At 74.5% G+C, this 14,975-nt stretch carries 13 protein-coding genes; 8 read left to right on the top strand and 5 right to left on the bottom strand.

The window, feature by feature from the left end:
- Nucleotides 1-339 precede the first annotated feature (339 nt).
- Entirely contained in the window at nt 340-924 is a 585-nt protein-coding gene (locus ABT070_RS20430; protein ID WP_057607009.1) for a helix-turn-helix domain-containing protein, read from the top strand.
- On the top strand, nt 924-1,643 hold the full coding sequence (locus ABT070_RS20425; protein ID WP_351762419.1) for a helical backbone metal receptor: 720 nt from the start codon (nt 924-926) through the stop codon (nt 1,641-1,643). Before ABT070_RS20430 ends, ABT070_RS20425 begins: the two co-directional genes overlap by 1 nt.
- On the opposite strand, the gene ABT070_RS20420 is transcribed toward ABT070_RS20425, so the two are convergent.
- Entirely contained in the window at nt 1,555-2,721 is a 1,167-nt protein-coding gene (locus ABT070_RS20420; RefSeq protein WP_351762416.1) for a TDT family transporter, read from the bottom strand. The two genes, ABT070_RS20425 and ABT070_RS20420, sit on opposite strands and share 89 nt — an antisense overlap.
- Before the next feature lie 70 nt (nt 2,722-2,791).
- Between ABT070_RS20420 and ABT070_RS20415 the strand changes: the two genes are divergently transcribed.
- Nucleotides 2,792-3,721 (top strand): LysR family transcriptional regulator, encoded by a 930-nt coding sequence (locus tag ABT070_RS20415; RefSeq protein WP_351762413.1) that lies wholly within the window; start codon nt 2,792-2,794, stop codon nt 3,719-3,721.
- Between the two features lie 89 nt (nt 3,722-3,810).
- On the opposite strand, the gene ABT070_RS20410 is transcribed toward ABT070_RS20415, so the two are convergent.
- Complete coding sequence (locus ABT070_RS20410) at nt 3,811-4,521, bottom strand: gamma-glutamyl-gamma-aminobutyrate hydrolase family protein (protein WP_351762410.1); 711 nt, start codon at nt 4,519-4,521, stop codon at nt 3,811-3,813.
- Between the two features lie 53 nt (nt 4,522-4,574).
- Nucleotides 4,575-5,309, bottom strand: a complete 735-nt coding sequence (locus ABT070_RS20405; protein ID WP_351762407.1) for a FadR/GntR family transcriptional regulator — start codon at nt 5,307-5,309, stop codon at nt 4,575-4,577.
- Nucleotides 5,310-5,413: 104 nt separating this feature from the next.
- Between ABT070_RS20405 and ABT070_RS20400 the strand changes: the two genes are divergently transcribed.
- From ABT070_RS20400 to ABT070_RS20390, 3 genes are read left to right on the top strand one after another with little or no spacing between them, the layout of a single operon-like run.
- On the top strand, nt 5,414-6,778 hold the full coding sequence (locus ABT070_RS20400; RefSeq protein ID WP_351762404.1) for a glutamine synthetase family protein: 1,365 nt from the start codon (nt 5,414-5,416) through the stop codon (nt 6,776-6,778).
- Nucleotides 6,779-6,816: 38 nt separating this feature from the next.
- A complete protein-coding gene (locus ABT070_RS20395; protein ID WP_351762402.1) occupies nt 6,817-8,217 on the top strand; it encodes an aldehyde dehydrogenase family protein in 1,401 nt (466 codons plus the stop codon).
- Nucleotides 8,214-9,005, top strand: coding sequence for a 3-oxoacyl-ACP reductase (locus ABT070_RS20390; protein ID WP_351762399.1), 792 nt, complete (start codon nt 8,214-8,216; stop codon nt 9,003-9,005). Before ABT070_RS20395 ends, ABT070_RS20390 begins: the two co-directional genes overlap by 4 nt.
- 21 nt (nt 9,006-9,026) lie before the next feature.
- Here ABT070_RS20390 and ABT070_RS20385 read toward each other — a convergent pair whose 3' ends face one another.
- Entirely contained in the window at nt 9,027-10,229 is a 1,203-nt protein-coding gene (locus tag ABT070_RS20385) for an amino acid deaminase/aldolase (protein ID WP_351762396.1), read from the bottom strand.
- 278 nt (nt 10,230-10,507) lie between these two features.
- Here ABT070_RS20385 and ABT070_RS20380 point away from each other — a divergent pair, with 278 nt between their 5' ends.
- Together ABT070_RS20380 and mycP are read left to right on the top strand one after the other, a co-directional pair.
- Nucleotides 10,508-12,715 (top strand): hypothetical protein, encoded by a 2,208-nt coding sequence (locus tag ABT070_RS20380; protein ID WP_351762393.1) that lies wholly within the window; start codon nt 10,508-10,510, stop codon nt 12,713-12,715.
- Entirely contained in the window at nt 12,712-13,914 is a 1,203-nt protein-coding gene (gene mycP, locus ABT070_RS20375) for a type VII secretion-associated serine protease mycosin (protein WP_351762390.1), read from the top strand. Before ABT070_RS20380 ends, mycP begins: the two co-directional genes overlap by 4 nt.
- Here the strand turns inward: mycP and ABT070_RS20370 are convergent, their stop codons facing one another.
- A complete protein-coding gene (locus tag ABT070_RS20370) occupies nt 13,915-14,907 on the bottom strand; it encodes a serine hydrolase (protein ID WP_351762387.1) in 993 nt (330 codons plus the stop codon).
- Nucleotides 14,908-14,975 lie beyond the last annotated feature (68 nt).

The raw sequence follows: 14,975 nt of genomic DNA, 5'->3' as shown, positions 1-14,975 counted from the left end.
CGCCCCTCGTGTCGTTCCGCGGTCGCCTGCCACGGCAAGGATCCGGCCAAGTACGGAGAGCTACGCCCATCCCCGAACCGGCGCCCCGCGAAGCCGGGGACGAGCGGGAACATGCGCGGCCGTTCGCGCATTGAACCGGAGAGCCGGGGAGCGGACCCCCGCCCGGCGTGTCCGGGGTCCGATCGGCTGGCGCGAACTGTGAGGTCCGGTGTTACGCCCGGTGTCCTCGATGTGACGGGCGCATGAAACGGTTTGCCGAACATGCGTAGGGTGCAGACAACTCCTCAGAGGGCGTGGAGGACGTCACGGCAGCGACGAGCTAAGGAGGGAGCCGGAGCGATGGGCGACCACAAAGAACAGCCCCTGCGGGTGGGCGCGGCCGTGCGGCGCCGACGCCGTTCCCTCGAGCTCACCCTCGCCGTCGTGGCCGAGCGCAGCGGCCTGTCGGTCCCGTTCCTCAGCCAGATCGAGAACGAGCGGGCGCGGCCCAGCACCAGCTCCCTGGAGAAGGTCGCCGACGCCTTGCGCACCACGGCCGTCGAGCTCCTCGCCGCCGCCGACCCCGCGTGCAGCGTGGACGTCGTGCGCGCCGAGGTGACCGAGCCCGGTCCGGGGCCGGAGCCGCGCTCCCGTTCCCTGGTGCGCGGTCACCACCAGATGCATGCCTCGGAGTTCACCGGCGACCATGACGCGGGCCGTGAATTCCAGTACCGCAACGACCAGTTGATGTACGTGGCGGACGGCGCCGTGGAGATCGAGGCGGAGGGCCGCGCCTACCGTCTCGGCCGCGGCGACACCTTGTACCTGACCGGCGGGGTCCGCCATCGCTGGCGGGCGACCGTGCCGGACACCCGGGTGGTCGTCGTCGCCGTGGCGGAGCACATCGAGGCCGTACGGGACCGGGACCGGGGCCGGAAGCGGTAGTGCGGATCGTCTCGCTGGTGCCGTCGCTCACCGAGGCGGTGGCTTCCTCCGTGCCCGGTGCCCTGGTCGGCGCCACCGACTGGTGCAGCCACCCGGCCGGTCTCGACGTGGCGCGGATCGGCGGAACCAAGAACCCCCGGGTCGACCTGATCGTCGCCCTCGCCCCCGACCTGGTGATCGCCAACGAGGAGGAGAACCGGGAACCGGACCTGGCCGCTCTGCGCGCGGCGGGCCTCGAGGTCCTGGTGACCGACGTCCGGGACGTCCCGCAGGCCTTCGGCGAGCTGGCGCGGGTGCTCCGGGCGTGCGGGGCGCCCTCGCGACCGCGGTGGCTCGACGAGGCGGAGGAGGCTTGGGCGGCGCCGTCGCCGCTCACCCGCCGTCGGACCGCCGTCGTGCCGATCTGGCGCCGGCCGTGGATGGTGCTGGGCCGTGACACCTTCGCCGGCGACGTGCTGGCCCGCCTGGGCGTCGACCAGCTGTACGCCGGGCACGCCGAACGGTATCCGCGGATCCCGGTCGGGGACCTGCTCGCGGCGGCGCCGGACCTGGTCGTGCTGCCGGACGAGCCCTACCGCTTCACCGCCGACGACGGCCCGGAGGCCTTCCCCTCCCTGCCCTGCGCCCTGCTCAGCGGACGGCACCTGACGTGGTACGGCCCGTCGCTCGCCGAGGCGCCGAAGGTGCTGGGCGAGGCGCTGCGAGCAGCTCACCGCTGAGCAGCCCGCGGACGGTGCGCGTGGCGGCCACGACCCACGCGGCGACGAGGACGGCGTACAGCGCGCAGGCGAGCACGTCGTAGGCGACCAGTCCGGTGTGCCGGGCCAGCGCCGCCGCTCCGGTCACACAGGTGCCGACCGGGAAGGTGAACGCCCACCAGGTCATCGCGAAGCCCATCCCGTGCCGGCCGGCCCGCACCACGTGCGCGGCGGCCAGGCACAGCCAGAACAGCGCGAACCCCATGACGGGCACCCCGTACAGCACCGCGAGCACGGCGAGACCGCGGCTGTCCGGGCCGGGCAGCACCCCCGGAGCGAGCTCCGCGAACTTGCCGACGGCGGTCGTGGACTGCCCGAGCGGGCCCAGGACGAGGAACAGGGTCGGGGTGAGGGCGAGGGGCAGCGGCCCGCCGGTCATCAGCCGCGCGAACACCACCGGCAGCATGGCGAGCGTGGCGAGCAGGCTCAGTCCGAACAGCGCGAAACACGCCAGGAGCAGCGTCTGCCGCGGCTGCCCGGCCGGCAGATACGGCACCAGCTGCGGCCCGAGCGCGGCGGACACCATGGGCGCGACGAGCGGCAGCAGCCACACGGGCGTGGCCTGTGACGCCCGTACCCGATGGGTTACGGCCATCAGGTACGGGACGGCGACGGCGGCCGTGAGGGCCACCGCCGTCCCGACGGTGAACAGCACGGCGTCGAGGGCGACCGCGGTCCGGGTGCCGATCCAGTCCCGGCCGACGGTGAGGGCGCCGCCCCCGACGGCGAGCAGCGCCATCGCCAGGCAGCCGTAGAACGGCGCCGTGGCCGGATCCAGCAGATGGGCGCGGGCCTGGTCGCGGTGGTGGCGCCAGTGCAGGGCGCGGGCGCCGAGCAGGGCCGTCAGGAGGACGAGGGAGAGGACCCAGCAGACGGCGAGGAGCGGTCGCAGCCCCGGCGGGCGGACGGGGAGCGCGGCTCCCGCCGTGGCGAGGATCGCGGTGCCCATGACCGTGGCGTACCAGTTGGGTCCGAGGTGACGGACGGCGCCGGCGCGCGCACGGGGGAGGGCGTACAGGGGATGGGCGGCGGTGACCATGCCTCCACGGTCGCCCGGCCGCCCGGCCGCGACCAGGGAGGACGCCTCTATGAGGGCATAAGCTGGGCTTATGGGGAGTGTCGAGGGACGGCCCGCGGACACCGCGGCGGGTTCGATCGCGCACCGTGTCCCGGACCTGGGCGCGCTGGAGCTGCTGCTGGCGGTGGCGCGGCTGGGCAGTCTGGGCGCGGCCGCGCGGGAGCTCGGCATCACACAGCCGGCCGCGAGCAGCCGGGTGCGTTCCATGGAACGCCAGCTGGGCGTGGCCCTGGTGGACCGCTCGCCGCGCGGCTCCCGGCTCACGGACGCCGGCGCGCTGGTGACGGACTGGGCGGGGCGGGTCGTCGAGGCGGCACGGGCGTTCGACGCGGGGGCGCAGGCGCTGCGGGTACGCCGTGACTCGCGGCTGCGGGTGGCGGCGAGCATGACGATCGCCGAGTACCTGTTGCCCGGCTGGCTGCTCGCGCTGCGCGCCGGGCGGCCGGACACGGCGGTGTCGCTGCTCGCGGGCAACTCGGCGGCCGTCGCCGAGCGGCTGCTCTCCGGGGAGGCGGACCTCGGTTTCGTGGAGGGACTCACGGTGCCGCCCGGCCTGGACTCCGCCGTGATAGCCCACGACCACCTGATCGTCGTGGTCGCGCCCGCCCATCCGTGGGCCCGTCGGCGGCGGCCGCTGCCCGCGGCCGAGCTGGCCTCGACGCCGCTGATCCTGCGCGAGCAGGGGTCGGGGACCCGTCAGGTGCTCGACACGGCGCTGGGCGGACTGGCCCGGCCGCTGATCGAGCTCTCCTCGACGACCGCGGTCAAGGCGGCGGCGGTCAGTGGGGCGGGGCCGGCGGTGCTGAGCGAACTGGCGGTCGGTGAGGAGCTGGGGCTGCGGCGGCTGGTCAAGGTGCCGGTCGAGGGGGTCGTGCTGGCGCGTGATCTGCGGGCGGTGTGGCCCACGGGGCATCGGCCCGCGGGGCCGGCGCGGGAGCTGTTGTCGCTGACGCGGGGGTAGGTTCTCCCGCCCCCGCCGCCCCTTCCCTTCTCTTCCCGGCCCTGGGGGCGGTGCCCCCAGCCCCCTTCGGCCCCGCAAGGGCCTCGTCCTCAGACGCCGGACGGGCCGGGTGGGTGCGCCGCCGTCACCAGGGCGTGCATGACCCGTACGTCCTCGTCCATCTCCGGGTGCCACTGGACGCCCAGTACCCAGGCCGCCGACGGTAGTTCGATGGCCTCCACGGTGCCGTCCGCCGCGTACGCCGACGGGATCAGGCCCGTGCCGAGACGGTCCACGGCCTGGTGGTGGTAGGCCGGTACGGAGGCCTCCTCCTCGACGGCCGCGGCGTACCGGGTGCCGGGGACCGGCTTGACCGGGTGCCGGCCGAAGGCGCCGACGACCTCGGCGTGTCCGTCGATGTGCTGGGTCAGGGTCCCGCCGAGCGCGACGTTCAGCAGCTGCATGCCCCGGCAGATGCCCAGCAGCGGGAGGTCCGCCGCCAGCGCCGCCTCGATCAGGGCCAGCTCCCAGGCGTCCCGCTCCCGCGCCGGCGGCCCGGTGCGGGGGTCGGGCTCGGCGCCGTAGCGGGCCGGTTCGACGTCGGGGCCGCCCGCGATCACCAGGCCGTCCAGGCGGGCCACGGCGGCCGCCGCGTGCTCGGGGGCGTCCGGCGGGAGCATCGCGGCCAGCCCGCCGGCCCGCTGCACCAGCCGCGGGTACCCGGCGGGCAGCAGCGCGGCGTCCAGCGCCCACACGCCCCAGCGCGCCGCGGACTCCAGATACGTGCTGACGCCGATCAGCGGCCGTGCGCCGTCCGTCATGTGCCCTCCCGCTCCCGCAATGGATCGCCGCAATGGATCGTAGTCATACCATTTCAGGTGAGGAAGCCCCTGAGCAGGGCCGCCGTCCCCGCGCAGTGCTCCCGCATCATCTCCCGCGCCCCGTCCGCGTCCCCGTCCAGCACCGCCTCGACCAGCGCCATGTGCTGGCGCTGCGAGTGCTCCAGGTTGCGCACGAGGAGCGGGATGCAGTCGAGCAGGTCGTTCACCGTGGCCCGGACCGCCGCGTAGCGCGCGGTCAGCGAGGGCGAGCCGCTCAGCTCGGCCAGGGTGAGGTGGAGCATCGTGTCCAGGCGGCGGTAGTCGGCCAGCGGCGCGTCCGCCGTGCGGGCCAGCGCCTCGCGCAGCCGGTCCGCCTGCTCGTCGTCCAGGCCGTGTGCCGCGCACAGTCCCGCCGCGCCCACCTCGAGCACCTCCCGGAAGCGCAGGACGTCCTCGACGTCGACCTCCGCGATCCGCCGCCGCAGCTCGTCCTCGCCACCGGCGTCCGCGCGCGGCAGGACAAACGTTCCGCCGTAGCGTCCCCGGCGGGACTCGACCAGGCCCTGGTCCTGGAGGACCTTCAGCACCTCGCGCAGCGTCACCCGGCTGATCCCGAGCCGCTCCGCCAGGTCCCGCTCGGCCGGCAGCCGTTCGCCCCCCGGCACCAGGCCCAGCCGTACCACCTGGAGAATCTGCTCCAGCGCCTCCTCGAAGCCGTTCCCGGCCCGCACCGGCCGCAGTACCGGCGTCAGCCGGTCGTCCGGTCCGCCGTCAGCGTCCACAGGCATCTGGCCGTGCCCCCTTCCCAAGCAATGGTTCTCGGCAATACCTTATGGCTCCCGGCCCGCCCGAAGAAGACGAAGGAGCCGGGGAAGCCGAAGGAGGCCCTCCCGTGGCAGACCGCACACCCCCGCTCAGTGTCGAGGAGCTGCACGCTCATGTCGCGAGCGGCGAGATCGACACTGTCGTCCTGGCCTTCCCCGACATGCAGGGGCGTCTCCAGGGCAAGCGGTTCGCCGCCGGATTCTTCCTCGACGAGGTCCTCCAGCACGGCACCGAGGGCTGCAACTACCTCCTCGCCGTCGACACGGAGATGAACACCGTCGACGGCTACGCCATGTCCTCCTGGGATCGCGGCTACGGCGACTTCGCCATGCGCCCCGACCTGTCGACCCTGCGCCGCGTGCCCTGGAACGACGGCACCGCCCTGCTCATCGCCGACCTGGCCTGGAACGACGGCTCACCCGTCGTCGCCGCCCCGCGCCAGATCCTGCGCCGCCAGCTGGAGCGCCTCGCCGGGCACGGTTTCACCGCCCAGGTCGGCACCGAGCTGGAGTTCATCGTCTTCAAGGACAGCTACGAGGCCGCCTGGGACGCGAACTACCGCGGACTCACCCCGGTCAACCAGTACAACGTCGACTACTCGGTGCTCGGCACCGGCCGGGTCGAGCCGCTGCTGCGCCGCATCCGCAACGAGATGGCCGGCGCCGGGCTCACCGTCGAGTCCGCCAAGGGCGAGTGCAACCCCGGCCAGCACGAGATCGCCTTCCGCTACGACGAGGCCCTGGTCACCTGCGACCAGCACGCGATCTACAAGACCGGCGCCAAGGAGATCGCCGCCCAGGAGGGCGTCTCGCTGACCTTCATGGCCAAGTACAACGAGCGCGAGGGCAACTCCTGCCACATCCACCTCTCGCTCAACAACGCCGACGGCACCAACGTCATGGCCGGCGACGGGGAAGGGGGGATGTCCGACGTCATGCGGCACTTCCTCGCCGGACAGCTCGCCGCCCTGCGCGACTTCTCCCTCCTCTACGCCCCCAACATCAACTCCTACAAGCGGTTCCAGCCGGGGTCCTTCGCCCCGACCGCCGTCGCCTGGGGACACGACAACCGCACCTGCTCCCTCCGCGTCGTCGGCCACGGCCGCTCGATGCGCTTCGAGAACCGGCTGCCCGGTGGCGACGTCAACCCCCACCTCGCGGTCGCGGGCCTGGTCGCCGCCGGGCTGTACGGCATCGAACAGAAGCTGGAGCTGCCCGAGGCCTGTCCGGGCAACGCCTACACCGCCGAGTACGCACACGTCCCGACCACCCTGCGCGAAGCCGCCGAGCTCTGGGCGAACAGCCCGATCGCGCTGGCCGCGTTCGGCGAGGAGGTCGTCGCGCACTACCGCAACATGGCACGCGTCGAGCTGGAGGCATTCGACGCGGCGGTCACCGACTGGGAGCTGCGCCGCTCCTTCGAACGTCTCTGAGCACCCGCCCCGCGCACCCGCCCGCGAAAGGTCCTTCCTTGTCCGGTCCCTCCTTGTCCGGCCTGCCGCCGCACCCGCACGAGCTGATCGTCCTCAACCCGGCCACCGAAGAGGTCGTCGCCACCGTCCCGGCCGCCGACGCTGCCGACGTGGACCGGGCGGTCGCCCGCGCGAGCGGCGCGCAGCGGGCCTGGGCGGCCGCCGCCCCGGCCGACCGGGCCCGGCTGCTGCGCCGCTTCGCCGACGTCGTCGACGCACACGTCGAGGAACTGGCGCTGCTCGAGGTCCGCGAGGCCGGCCACCTCCTCGGGAACGCCCGCTGGGAGGCCGGCAACGCCCGCGACCTGCTCCTGTACGCGGCCGGTGGCGTCGAACGGCTCCTGGGCCGGCAGATCCCCGTACCCGGCGGCTGGAACGTCACCTTCCAGGAGCCGCTCGGCGTGGTCGGGGTGATCGCCCCCTGGAACTTCCCGATGCCCATCGCCGCCTGGGGCTCCTTCCCGGCCCTCGCGGCAGGCAACGCCGTCGTCCTCAAGCCCGCCGAGACCACCCCGCTCACCGCCCTGCGCCTGGCCGAACTGGCCCTGGAGGCGGGCCTGCCGGAGCACCTCTTCCAGGTGCTGCCCGGCCACGGAGCCGTCGCCGGCCGCGCGCTCGTCGACCACCCGGGCGTGGCGAAGATCGTGTTCACGGGCTCCACCCGCACCGGCCGCGAGGTCATGGAACGCTGCGCCCGGCAGGTCAAGCCCGTCACCCTGGAACTCGGCGGCAAGAGCCCCAACATCGTCTTCGCGGACGCCGACCTGAAGGCCGCGGCCGACCCGTTCTCCTTCCTCGACAACTCCGGCCAGGACTGCTGCGCCCGCACCCGGATCCTCGTCCAGGAATCGGTCTACGACGAGGTGGCCGACCACCTGGCGCGGGAACTGGCCGCCGTGACGGTCGGCGACCCGGCCGACGAGAAGACCCGCATGGGCCCGCTGATCTCCCGGCAACAGGTGGACCGCGTACGGTCGTTCGTGCCGGACGACGCCGAGGCGCTGCGCGGCACCGCCCCCGAAGGCCCCGGCTTCTGGTTCCCGCCGACCGTCCTGACCGGCGCCGCATCCGACTCGCCCGCCGCCCGCGAGGAGATCTTCGGACCCGTCGCCGTACTGCTCCCCTTCACCGACGAGGCGGACGCGATCCGGCTCGCCGACGACACCCCCTACGGCCTCTCCGGTTCCATCTGGACCCGGGACGTCGGCCGGGCGCTGCGCGTCTCCCAGGCAGTCCGGGCCGGCAACCTGTCCGTCAACTCCCACTCCAGCGTCCGCTACTGGACCCCGTTCGGCGGCTACAAACAGTCCGGCGTCGGCCGTGAACTGGGGCCGGACTCCCTGACCGCCTTCACCGAAACCAAGAACGTCTTCATCAGCACGGAGGGCCCCGCACAGTGACCGCATCGCCTGACGAGATCATCTGCCGCCGTCTGGTCGGCCGCACCGCCGTCATCACCGGAGCCGGCAGCGGCATCGGCCTCGCCACCGCGCGCCGGCTCGCCTCCGAGGGCGCGCACGTCGTCTGCGGCGACGTCGACGAGACCCGCGGCAAGGCCGCGGCCGAGGAGGTCGGCGGCACCTTCGTGAAGGTCGACGTCACCGACCCCGAGCAGGTCGAGGCGCTGTTCAGGACCGCGTACGACACCTACGGCAGCGTCGACATCGCCTTCAACAACGCCGGCATCTCACCGCCCGACGACGACTCCATCCTGGAGACCGGCCTCGAGGCCTGGAAGCGCGTCCAGGAGGTCAACCTGACCTCCGTCTACCTGTGCTGCAAGGCCGCGATCCCCTACATGCGGCGCCAGGGCAGGGGCTCCATCATCAACACGGCGTCCTTCGTGGCCCGGATGGGCGCCGCCACCTCGCAGATCTCGTACACCGCGTCCAAGGGCGGCGTCCTCGCCATGTCCCGTGAGCTGGGCGTGCAGTTCGCGCGGGAGGGCATCCGCGTCAACGCCCTCTGCCCGGGGCCGGTCAACACCCCGCTGCTCCAGGAGCTGTTCGCCAAGGACCCGGAGCGGGCCGCCCGCCGGCTGGTCCACATCCCCGTCGGCCGGTTCGCCGAGGCCGAGGAGATCGCCGCCGCCGTCGCCTTCCTGGCCAGCGACGACTCCTCCTTCGTCAACGCCTCCGACTTCCTGGTGGACGGCGGGATCTCCGGGGCCTACGTCACCCCGCTGTAGGACACCCAGCGCCGGCCCGGCCTACAGGAAGGTCCGCCCCTCGCCCCGGTAGGTCGGCACGGTCGCCGTCACCGCGTCGCCCTCGACGAGGTGCAGCACGTCGAACCGCTCGCACAGCTCACCGGCCTTCGCGTGCCGGAACCACACCTTGTCGCCGATCAGCAGATCGTCGGCGGGGGAGCCGAGCAGCGGCGTCTGCACCTCGCCCGGCCCCTCCTGGGGGTCGTAACGCAGCCCTTCCGGCAGGTACGGCACGGGCAGCCGGTCGGGCCCCGCCGCACCGGACGCGGGATAGCCGCCGCCGAGGACGGTCACGATCCCCACCCCCGGCCGCCGGACGACGGGCTGCGCGAACAGGGCCGCCGGACGCCCGCTGAAGGACGTGTAGTTGTCGAACAGACGCGGCACGTACAGCCCCGACCCGGCCGCGATCTCGGTGACCGCGTCCTCGGCCGCGGTGTGCTGCACACTGCCCGTGCCGCCGCCGTTGACGTACTCCAGGTCCGGTACGACGGCCCGCACCGCGCGCACGACCGCGGCGCGGCGCTCGGTGAGTTCGCGCCGGGCGGTGGCCTGCATCAGCCGGATGGCCCGGGACCGGAAGGGCCGCCCGGCGACGGCGTCGCCGACCCCGGCGATGTGCCCCTCGTAGGCCATGATCCCCACGAGCTTGAAACCGGGCCGCCCGGCGACCGCCCTCGCCACGTCGGCGACCTGGGCGGGGGAGTGCAGCGGTGAGCGCAGGGCGCCGACCCGCACCCGGCCGCCGAAGAGCTTCAGCGCGGTGTCCAACTCCAGGCAGACCCGGATGACTTCGCGCCCTTCGCCGCGCGCGCCGTCGATCAGGTCGAGCTGGGAGACGTCGTCGACCATGACGGTGACGGCGGCGGCGAGCTTGGGGTCGGCGGCCAGTTCGGCGAAGGCGGTGCGGTCGGCCGACGGGTAGGCGAGCAGGATGTCCTCGAACCCGGACCGGGCCAGCCACAGGGACTCGGCGAGGGTGAAGGACATGATGCCGGCGAAGCCGTCCTTGGCCAGGACGCGCTCCAGGAGCGTCCGGCAGCGTACGGACTTGCTGGCGACGCGGATCGGCTTGCCGCCGGCCCGGCGGACCAGGTCCTCGGCGTTGGCGTCGAAGGCGTCCAGGTCCACGAGGGCGAGAGGGGCGTCGAGATGGGCGGTGGCCCGGTCGTAACGGGCCCGGTCGGCGGAGCGCGCAGTCATGAACGCAGCCTGCCAGACAGGATTACCGCAGGGTAGGGGGACGTTCCGGGCAGAAGCCCCGGGCGTCGCGGACCGGTTCCCGTTCGCCCTGCGACAAGCCGTAGAGTGACGCGCACGCACGGAGGACGGCTCCGGCCGGGCAACCGTGTCGGGATGCCGGTCCGCCCGTGCGGGTATGCCTGCCCGGACGGACTGCCGCGTCCGCGCGGGCGCCCGGGCAGAAGACCGACCGCCCGCGTACCAGAACGACGGCCCGGGGACGAGGAAACGGGGGGTGCATGAGCACGGAAGCACGCCGCGCCTCGGTCCCCCCGCGCCCGGACGTGCCGCCCCAGCCCGGCGTCCCGCCTCGCCCGGCCACCCCTCCCCGTCCGTCCCGGCCCCCGGCCGACCCGACGGACCGGGACGGCGCCGGACCGGCCCCCGCCGAGCCGCCGCATCGCGATCCCGCAGGCCGGGCGACCCCCGGCACGGAGCCGCGGGAGCCCGCCGTACCGCCTCGGACGCCCACCGACCCGCCGCCGCGGCAGGCTGCCGTGCGTGAGGGCGCGCGTGAGGCGACTCCCGGCCCGGCCGAGCCGCAGGGCGGTCGCCGGGGGCCCGCGGGTCCGACCGGAGCCCAGGCGGCCGACCGGGGCGAGGGCACGGCCGGCGACGGCTTCCCCTCCTCGGACACGGACTCCCCCTTCTTCCGCCCCGCCTCCCGCTCCACCGGCCTGCGCGGCCGGCCCACGGACGCCGTGCCCCCGCCCCCGCCGCCCGCGTCGGCCCGTTTCCCGGACACCGCGCCGCAGCCGGCCCACCCCGCTCAGGCACCACGACGCGACGACACCGGGACGCCCGCACGAGCCGAAGAACGCCCGGCCGCCCCCCACGTCTCCCGCCCCGCCCCGCCCCACGACTTCCGCCGCGCCCCCCGGCCCCCCAGGCCGGCCACCCGCCCCGGCTCCGCGGACGACTCCCGTCCCGCGGGCGGCGCCGCCTTCCGCGCGGCCACGCCTGCTCCCCGTCCCGCCGACGGGGAGCCCGCCCGCCCGGCCGGCCCCGAAGGCTCCTCTGCCACGGTCACCCCGGGCGTCCGTCCCGCCGGCGACGCAACCACACGCCCCGCCGCCCCCGAGAGCTCCCCTCCCACCGGCACCACCGGCACCATCGGCTCCCGTCCCGCCGGTTCGGATGACCTCTTCTCCGTCGGCTCGGGCACCCGTCCCGCCGCCCCCGAGGGCTCCCGGCCGGTCGCGTCGCCGCCTTCCCGGCCTGTCGTTCCCCCGCCGCCTCCGCCGTCCCGTCCCGTCGCCCCGCCGCCGCCCTCCCGCCCCGCGGGCTCGACGGGCGCCCCCTCGGCCGCGCCCGCGTCCGAGAGCGCCTGGTCGCCGTTGCCCCGCGGCTGGGTGCCCGCGCCCGCGCGGAGCCGGCGGGAGACCGAGGCGGAGAGCACCGGGGGCGGTCTGCGCGGCGACTCCCTGACGGTCCCCGCGGTGGCGGACGACGGGCCGGCCTGGAGCCCCGGCGCGGCCGTGCGGCAGCCCGAGTTCGCCGTACCGCCGGCCCCCGCCGCACCCCCCGCACCGGAGACGGCGCGGCGGACCGACGGCGGACCGGGCACGACGGGCGGCCCCGATCCGTCGCTCTCGTGGAGCGCTCCCATGGCTCCGGGCGCCACCCCCGGCGCGACCCGGCCCGTGGTGACCTTCGCGCGGCCCGAGGGGTACGGGGACACGCCCCGGACCTTCGGCCGGCGGGGACGCCTCGCCGTGGCCGCCGCCTGTGTCGTCCTCGGCCTGGGGCTCATCGGCGGTGCGGTCACCGGCAGTTGGCTGGTCGGGGACTCGGCGGACGCCGCCGAACGCAGCACCTACGTCACCGCCGGCGGTCTGTGGCACAACGTGCCGGTCGATCAGCTGTTCCCGCCCACGGTCGACGGTCAGGGCGCCGGTCCCGGCGGCGCCGACCGCACCTGGACACGGATCGCCGTCGCCCCGGACAGCGACTGCGCCGGCGCCTTCGACCCGCTGCTGCTCAAGGCTCTCGCCCCGGTCGGCTGCCAGCGGCTCCTGCGCGCCACCTACACCGACGCCACCCAGAGCTATGTGACCACCGTCGGTCTGCTGTTCACCACGGCCGACGCGGCCGCCATGCGTTCGCTCGACACCCGCTTCACCAAGGAGGGGCTGGCCGAGCGGACGGACCTGATGCCCCGGCCGTACGCCGCCAAGGGCACCGTCGCCGCCGCCTTCGGCGCCGGGCAGCGCGCGGCGTGGACGGTCTCCGTCCTCACCGACGCGCCCGTCGTCGTCTATGCCGTCTCCGGCTGGGCCGACGGCCGCGTGGTCGACACCCCGCAGCCCGCCTCGGCGGCGACCGCGGCGGGCGCCACCACCGCCCCCGGCCAGGCGGGCCTCGGCAACGAGGCCCAGGGCCTCGCCGACCGCGTCGAGCGCGGCCTGCGCAAGACCGCCGTCACGCCCTCGGAGCAGCCCTCATGAGCACCCGTAGGACCCGTACGACCCGCCGGGCCGGGCTTGTGTGCTGTCTGCTCGCCGCCGCCGTCGCCCTCGTGCCGCCCTCCACCGCCTACGCCGACGGCATCCGTGCCAAGCAGTGGGCCCTGGAGGCACTGCACACCCAGGAGGTCTGGCAGACCACCAAGGGCGGGGGCATCACCGTCGCCGTCCTGGACACCGGCGTCGAGGCGGACCACCCCGACCTCGCCGGCAATGTGCTCACCGGCAAGGACATGGTCGGTTTCGGAGCCGGCCCCGGAGATCGCGCGTGGGCCCGCCACGGCACCGCGATGGCGAGCATCATCGCCGGTCACGGCCATGGCTACGGCAACGCCGACGGTGTGCTCGGCATCGCCCCCGAGGCGAAGATCCTGCCCGTCCGCGTGATCCTGGAGGACGGCGACGCGCAGCGCACCAAGGCCCGCAACACCCGCGGCAACGCCCTCGCCGAGGGCATCCGCTGGGCCGCCGACCAGGGTGCGGACGTCATCAACCTCTCCCTGGGCGACGACTCCGCCTCCGCCCACCCCGAGCCCGCCGAGGACGAGGCCGTCCAGTACGCGCTGAAGAAGGGCTCGGTCGTCGTCGCCTCGGCCGGCAACGGCGGCGAGAAGGGCGACCACATCTCCTACCCGGCCGCCTACCCGGGCGTCATCGCCGCGACCGCGGTGGACCGCTACGGCACCCGCGCCTCCTTCTCCACCCGCCGCTGGTACGCCACGGTCAGCGCGCCCGGCGTCGACGTCGTCATCGCCGACCCGGACCACAAGTACTACGAGGGATGGGGCACCAGCGCCGCTTCCGCCTTCGTCTCGGGGGCCGTGGCGCTCATCAAGGGCGCCCACCCCGGGCTCACTCCGGCCCAGATCAAGAAGCTCCTGGAGGACACCGCCCGCAACGCGCCCACCGGCGGCCGTGACGACTCCCGCGGCTTCGGGTTCATCGACCCGGCCGCAGCGATCAAGGCCGCCGCCGGGCTCGAACCGGAGGGCCTGCAGTCCGCGGCCTACGGCGAGCAGTACTTCGGCTCCGGCCCGGACAAGCCCGAGGCGGACGACGACACGGCCGGCTGGGCGGGCCTGCTCGCGGGGGGTGCCGGGGGAGTGCTGCTCGTGACGGCGGTCGTCCTGTGGCGGGGCCGCCGCGAGCGCGGGCGACCCGAGGCCTACGAGGCGCTCTAGCTAGTCGGCGGACGGCGAGGCGGACGCCGACGCGGAAGCGTCACCGTCCCGCAGCGCCGAGACCGCAGCCCGCGCCACCTGCTCGACCAGCGAGATCCCGGCCGTCTGCGTCGCGTTGCCGTTCGAGAGCACGGCCACCAGACAGTCACGGCCGTCGACGGTGACCCGGCCGATGCTGTTGATGTCCCACAGCCCGGTCGTGCTGCGTGCCAGCCAGCCGTTCTTCAGCGCCCACGAGGACCCGTCGGCCGCCGCCGAGACACCCCAGTGCTGGTCGACGGCTATCTGCCCCATCAGGCCCTCGAGGTACGTCCGCGACGCCTCGCTCAGCTCCGAGTCGTCCCCGAAGACCTGCTGGAGCAGGATGAGCTGATCGGCGGCCGTGGTCTGCGTCAGACCCCACAGCATGTCGTCGCCGCCCGCGGTGTCCGTCAGCCCGAACCGCTCGTTCGCGGCGTCGAGCCCCTGCGCCTTCCCGATGATCCGCCACAGCGCCGACGCCGAGTCGTTGTCACTGTTCTCGATCATCGCGGTGGCGTACGTCTTCTCGGCCGCCGTGAGATGCCGGTCCGCGTCCTGCGCCTGGAGCAGCAGCGTCGCCAGGATGTCCACCTTGACGATGCTCGCCGTGTCGAAGGCGTTCTCGCCGTACGTGGCGTTGTCGCCGGAGTCCAGGTCGAGCACGGCCGCGGACACGGCCGCGTCGCCGGGCACGGTCACCGACTTCAGCGCGGACGCCAGCAACGCGTCGTGGTCCACCTCGGGCGCCGCCACCGTCTCCACCGACACCTTTCCGCTGCCCGACCCGGACGCCGACGGCGTCGCGGAGGACGACGATACGGCTCCCGTCCCCGAGTGCGCCTGTGCCTTCACATACACGGTCCCGCCCGCCGTCGCCCCCAGGACGGCGACCGTGGCGAGCGCGGCGGACAGGAGCGTACGGCGCCGGGAGGGGTGAGCGCGGCGGCTGCGACGTGCTCCGGAGGACTCCATGACCGTTGATGCTGGGGGCGCTGACTGTGCGCGCCGTTAGACGGAGGTTAGAGGCACGTCAGGGATGT

It is taken from the genome of Streptomyces sp. NPDC002884, assembly GCF_040295245.1.
Lineage (GTDB): Bacteria > Actinomycetota > Actinomycetes > Streptomycetales > Streptomycetaceae > Streptomyces.
The sequence above is the reverse complement of the archived record's forward strand: the minus strand, read 5'-3'. Positions and strand labels throughout refer to the sequence as shown.

What these genes read in the sequence shown, in the direction of transcription:
- ABT070_RS20430 (WP_057607009.1), top strand. Translation starts at nt 340, where the DNA reads ATGGGCGACCACAAAGAACAGCCCCTGCGGGTGGGCGCGGCCGTGCGG.
- ABT070_RS20420 (WP_351762416.1), bottom strand. Translation starts at nt 2,721, where the DNA reads ATGGTCACCGCCGCCCATCCCCTGTACGCCCTCCCCCGTGCGCGCGCC.
- ABT070_RS20415 (WP_351762413.1), top strand. Translation starts at nt 2,792, where the DNA reads ATGGGGAGTGTCGAGGGACGGCCCGCGGACACCGCGGCGGGTTCGATC.
- ABT070_RS20410 (WP_351762410.1), bottom strand. Translation starts at nt 4,521, where the DNA reads ATGACGGACGGCGCACGGCCGCTGATCGGCGTCAGCACGTATCTGGAG.
- ABT070_RS20405 (WP_351762407.1), bottom strand. Translation starts at nt 5,309, where the DNA reads ATGCCTGTGGACGCTGACGGCGGACCGGACGACCGGCTGACGCCGGTA.
- ABT070_RS20385 (WP_351762396.1), bottom strand. Translation starts at nt 10,229, where the DNA reads ATGACTGCGCGCTCCGCCGACCGGGCCCGTTACGACCGGGCCACCGCC.
- ABT070_RS20380 (WP_351762393.1), top strand. Translation starts at nt 10,508, where the DNA reads ATGAGCACGGAAGCACGCCGCGCCTCGGTCCCCCCGCGCCCGGACGTG.
- mycP (WP_351762390.1), top strand. Translation starts at nt 12,712, where the DNA reads ATGAGCACCCGTAGGACCCGTACGACCCGCCGGGCCGGGCTTGTGTGC.
- ABT070_RS20370 (WP_351762387.1), bottom strand. Translation starts at nt 14,907, where the DNA reads ATGGAGTCCTCCGGAGCACGTCGCAGCCGCCGCGCTCACCCCTCCCGG.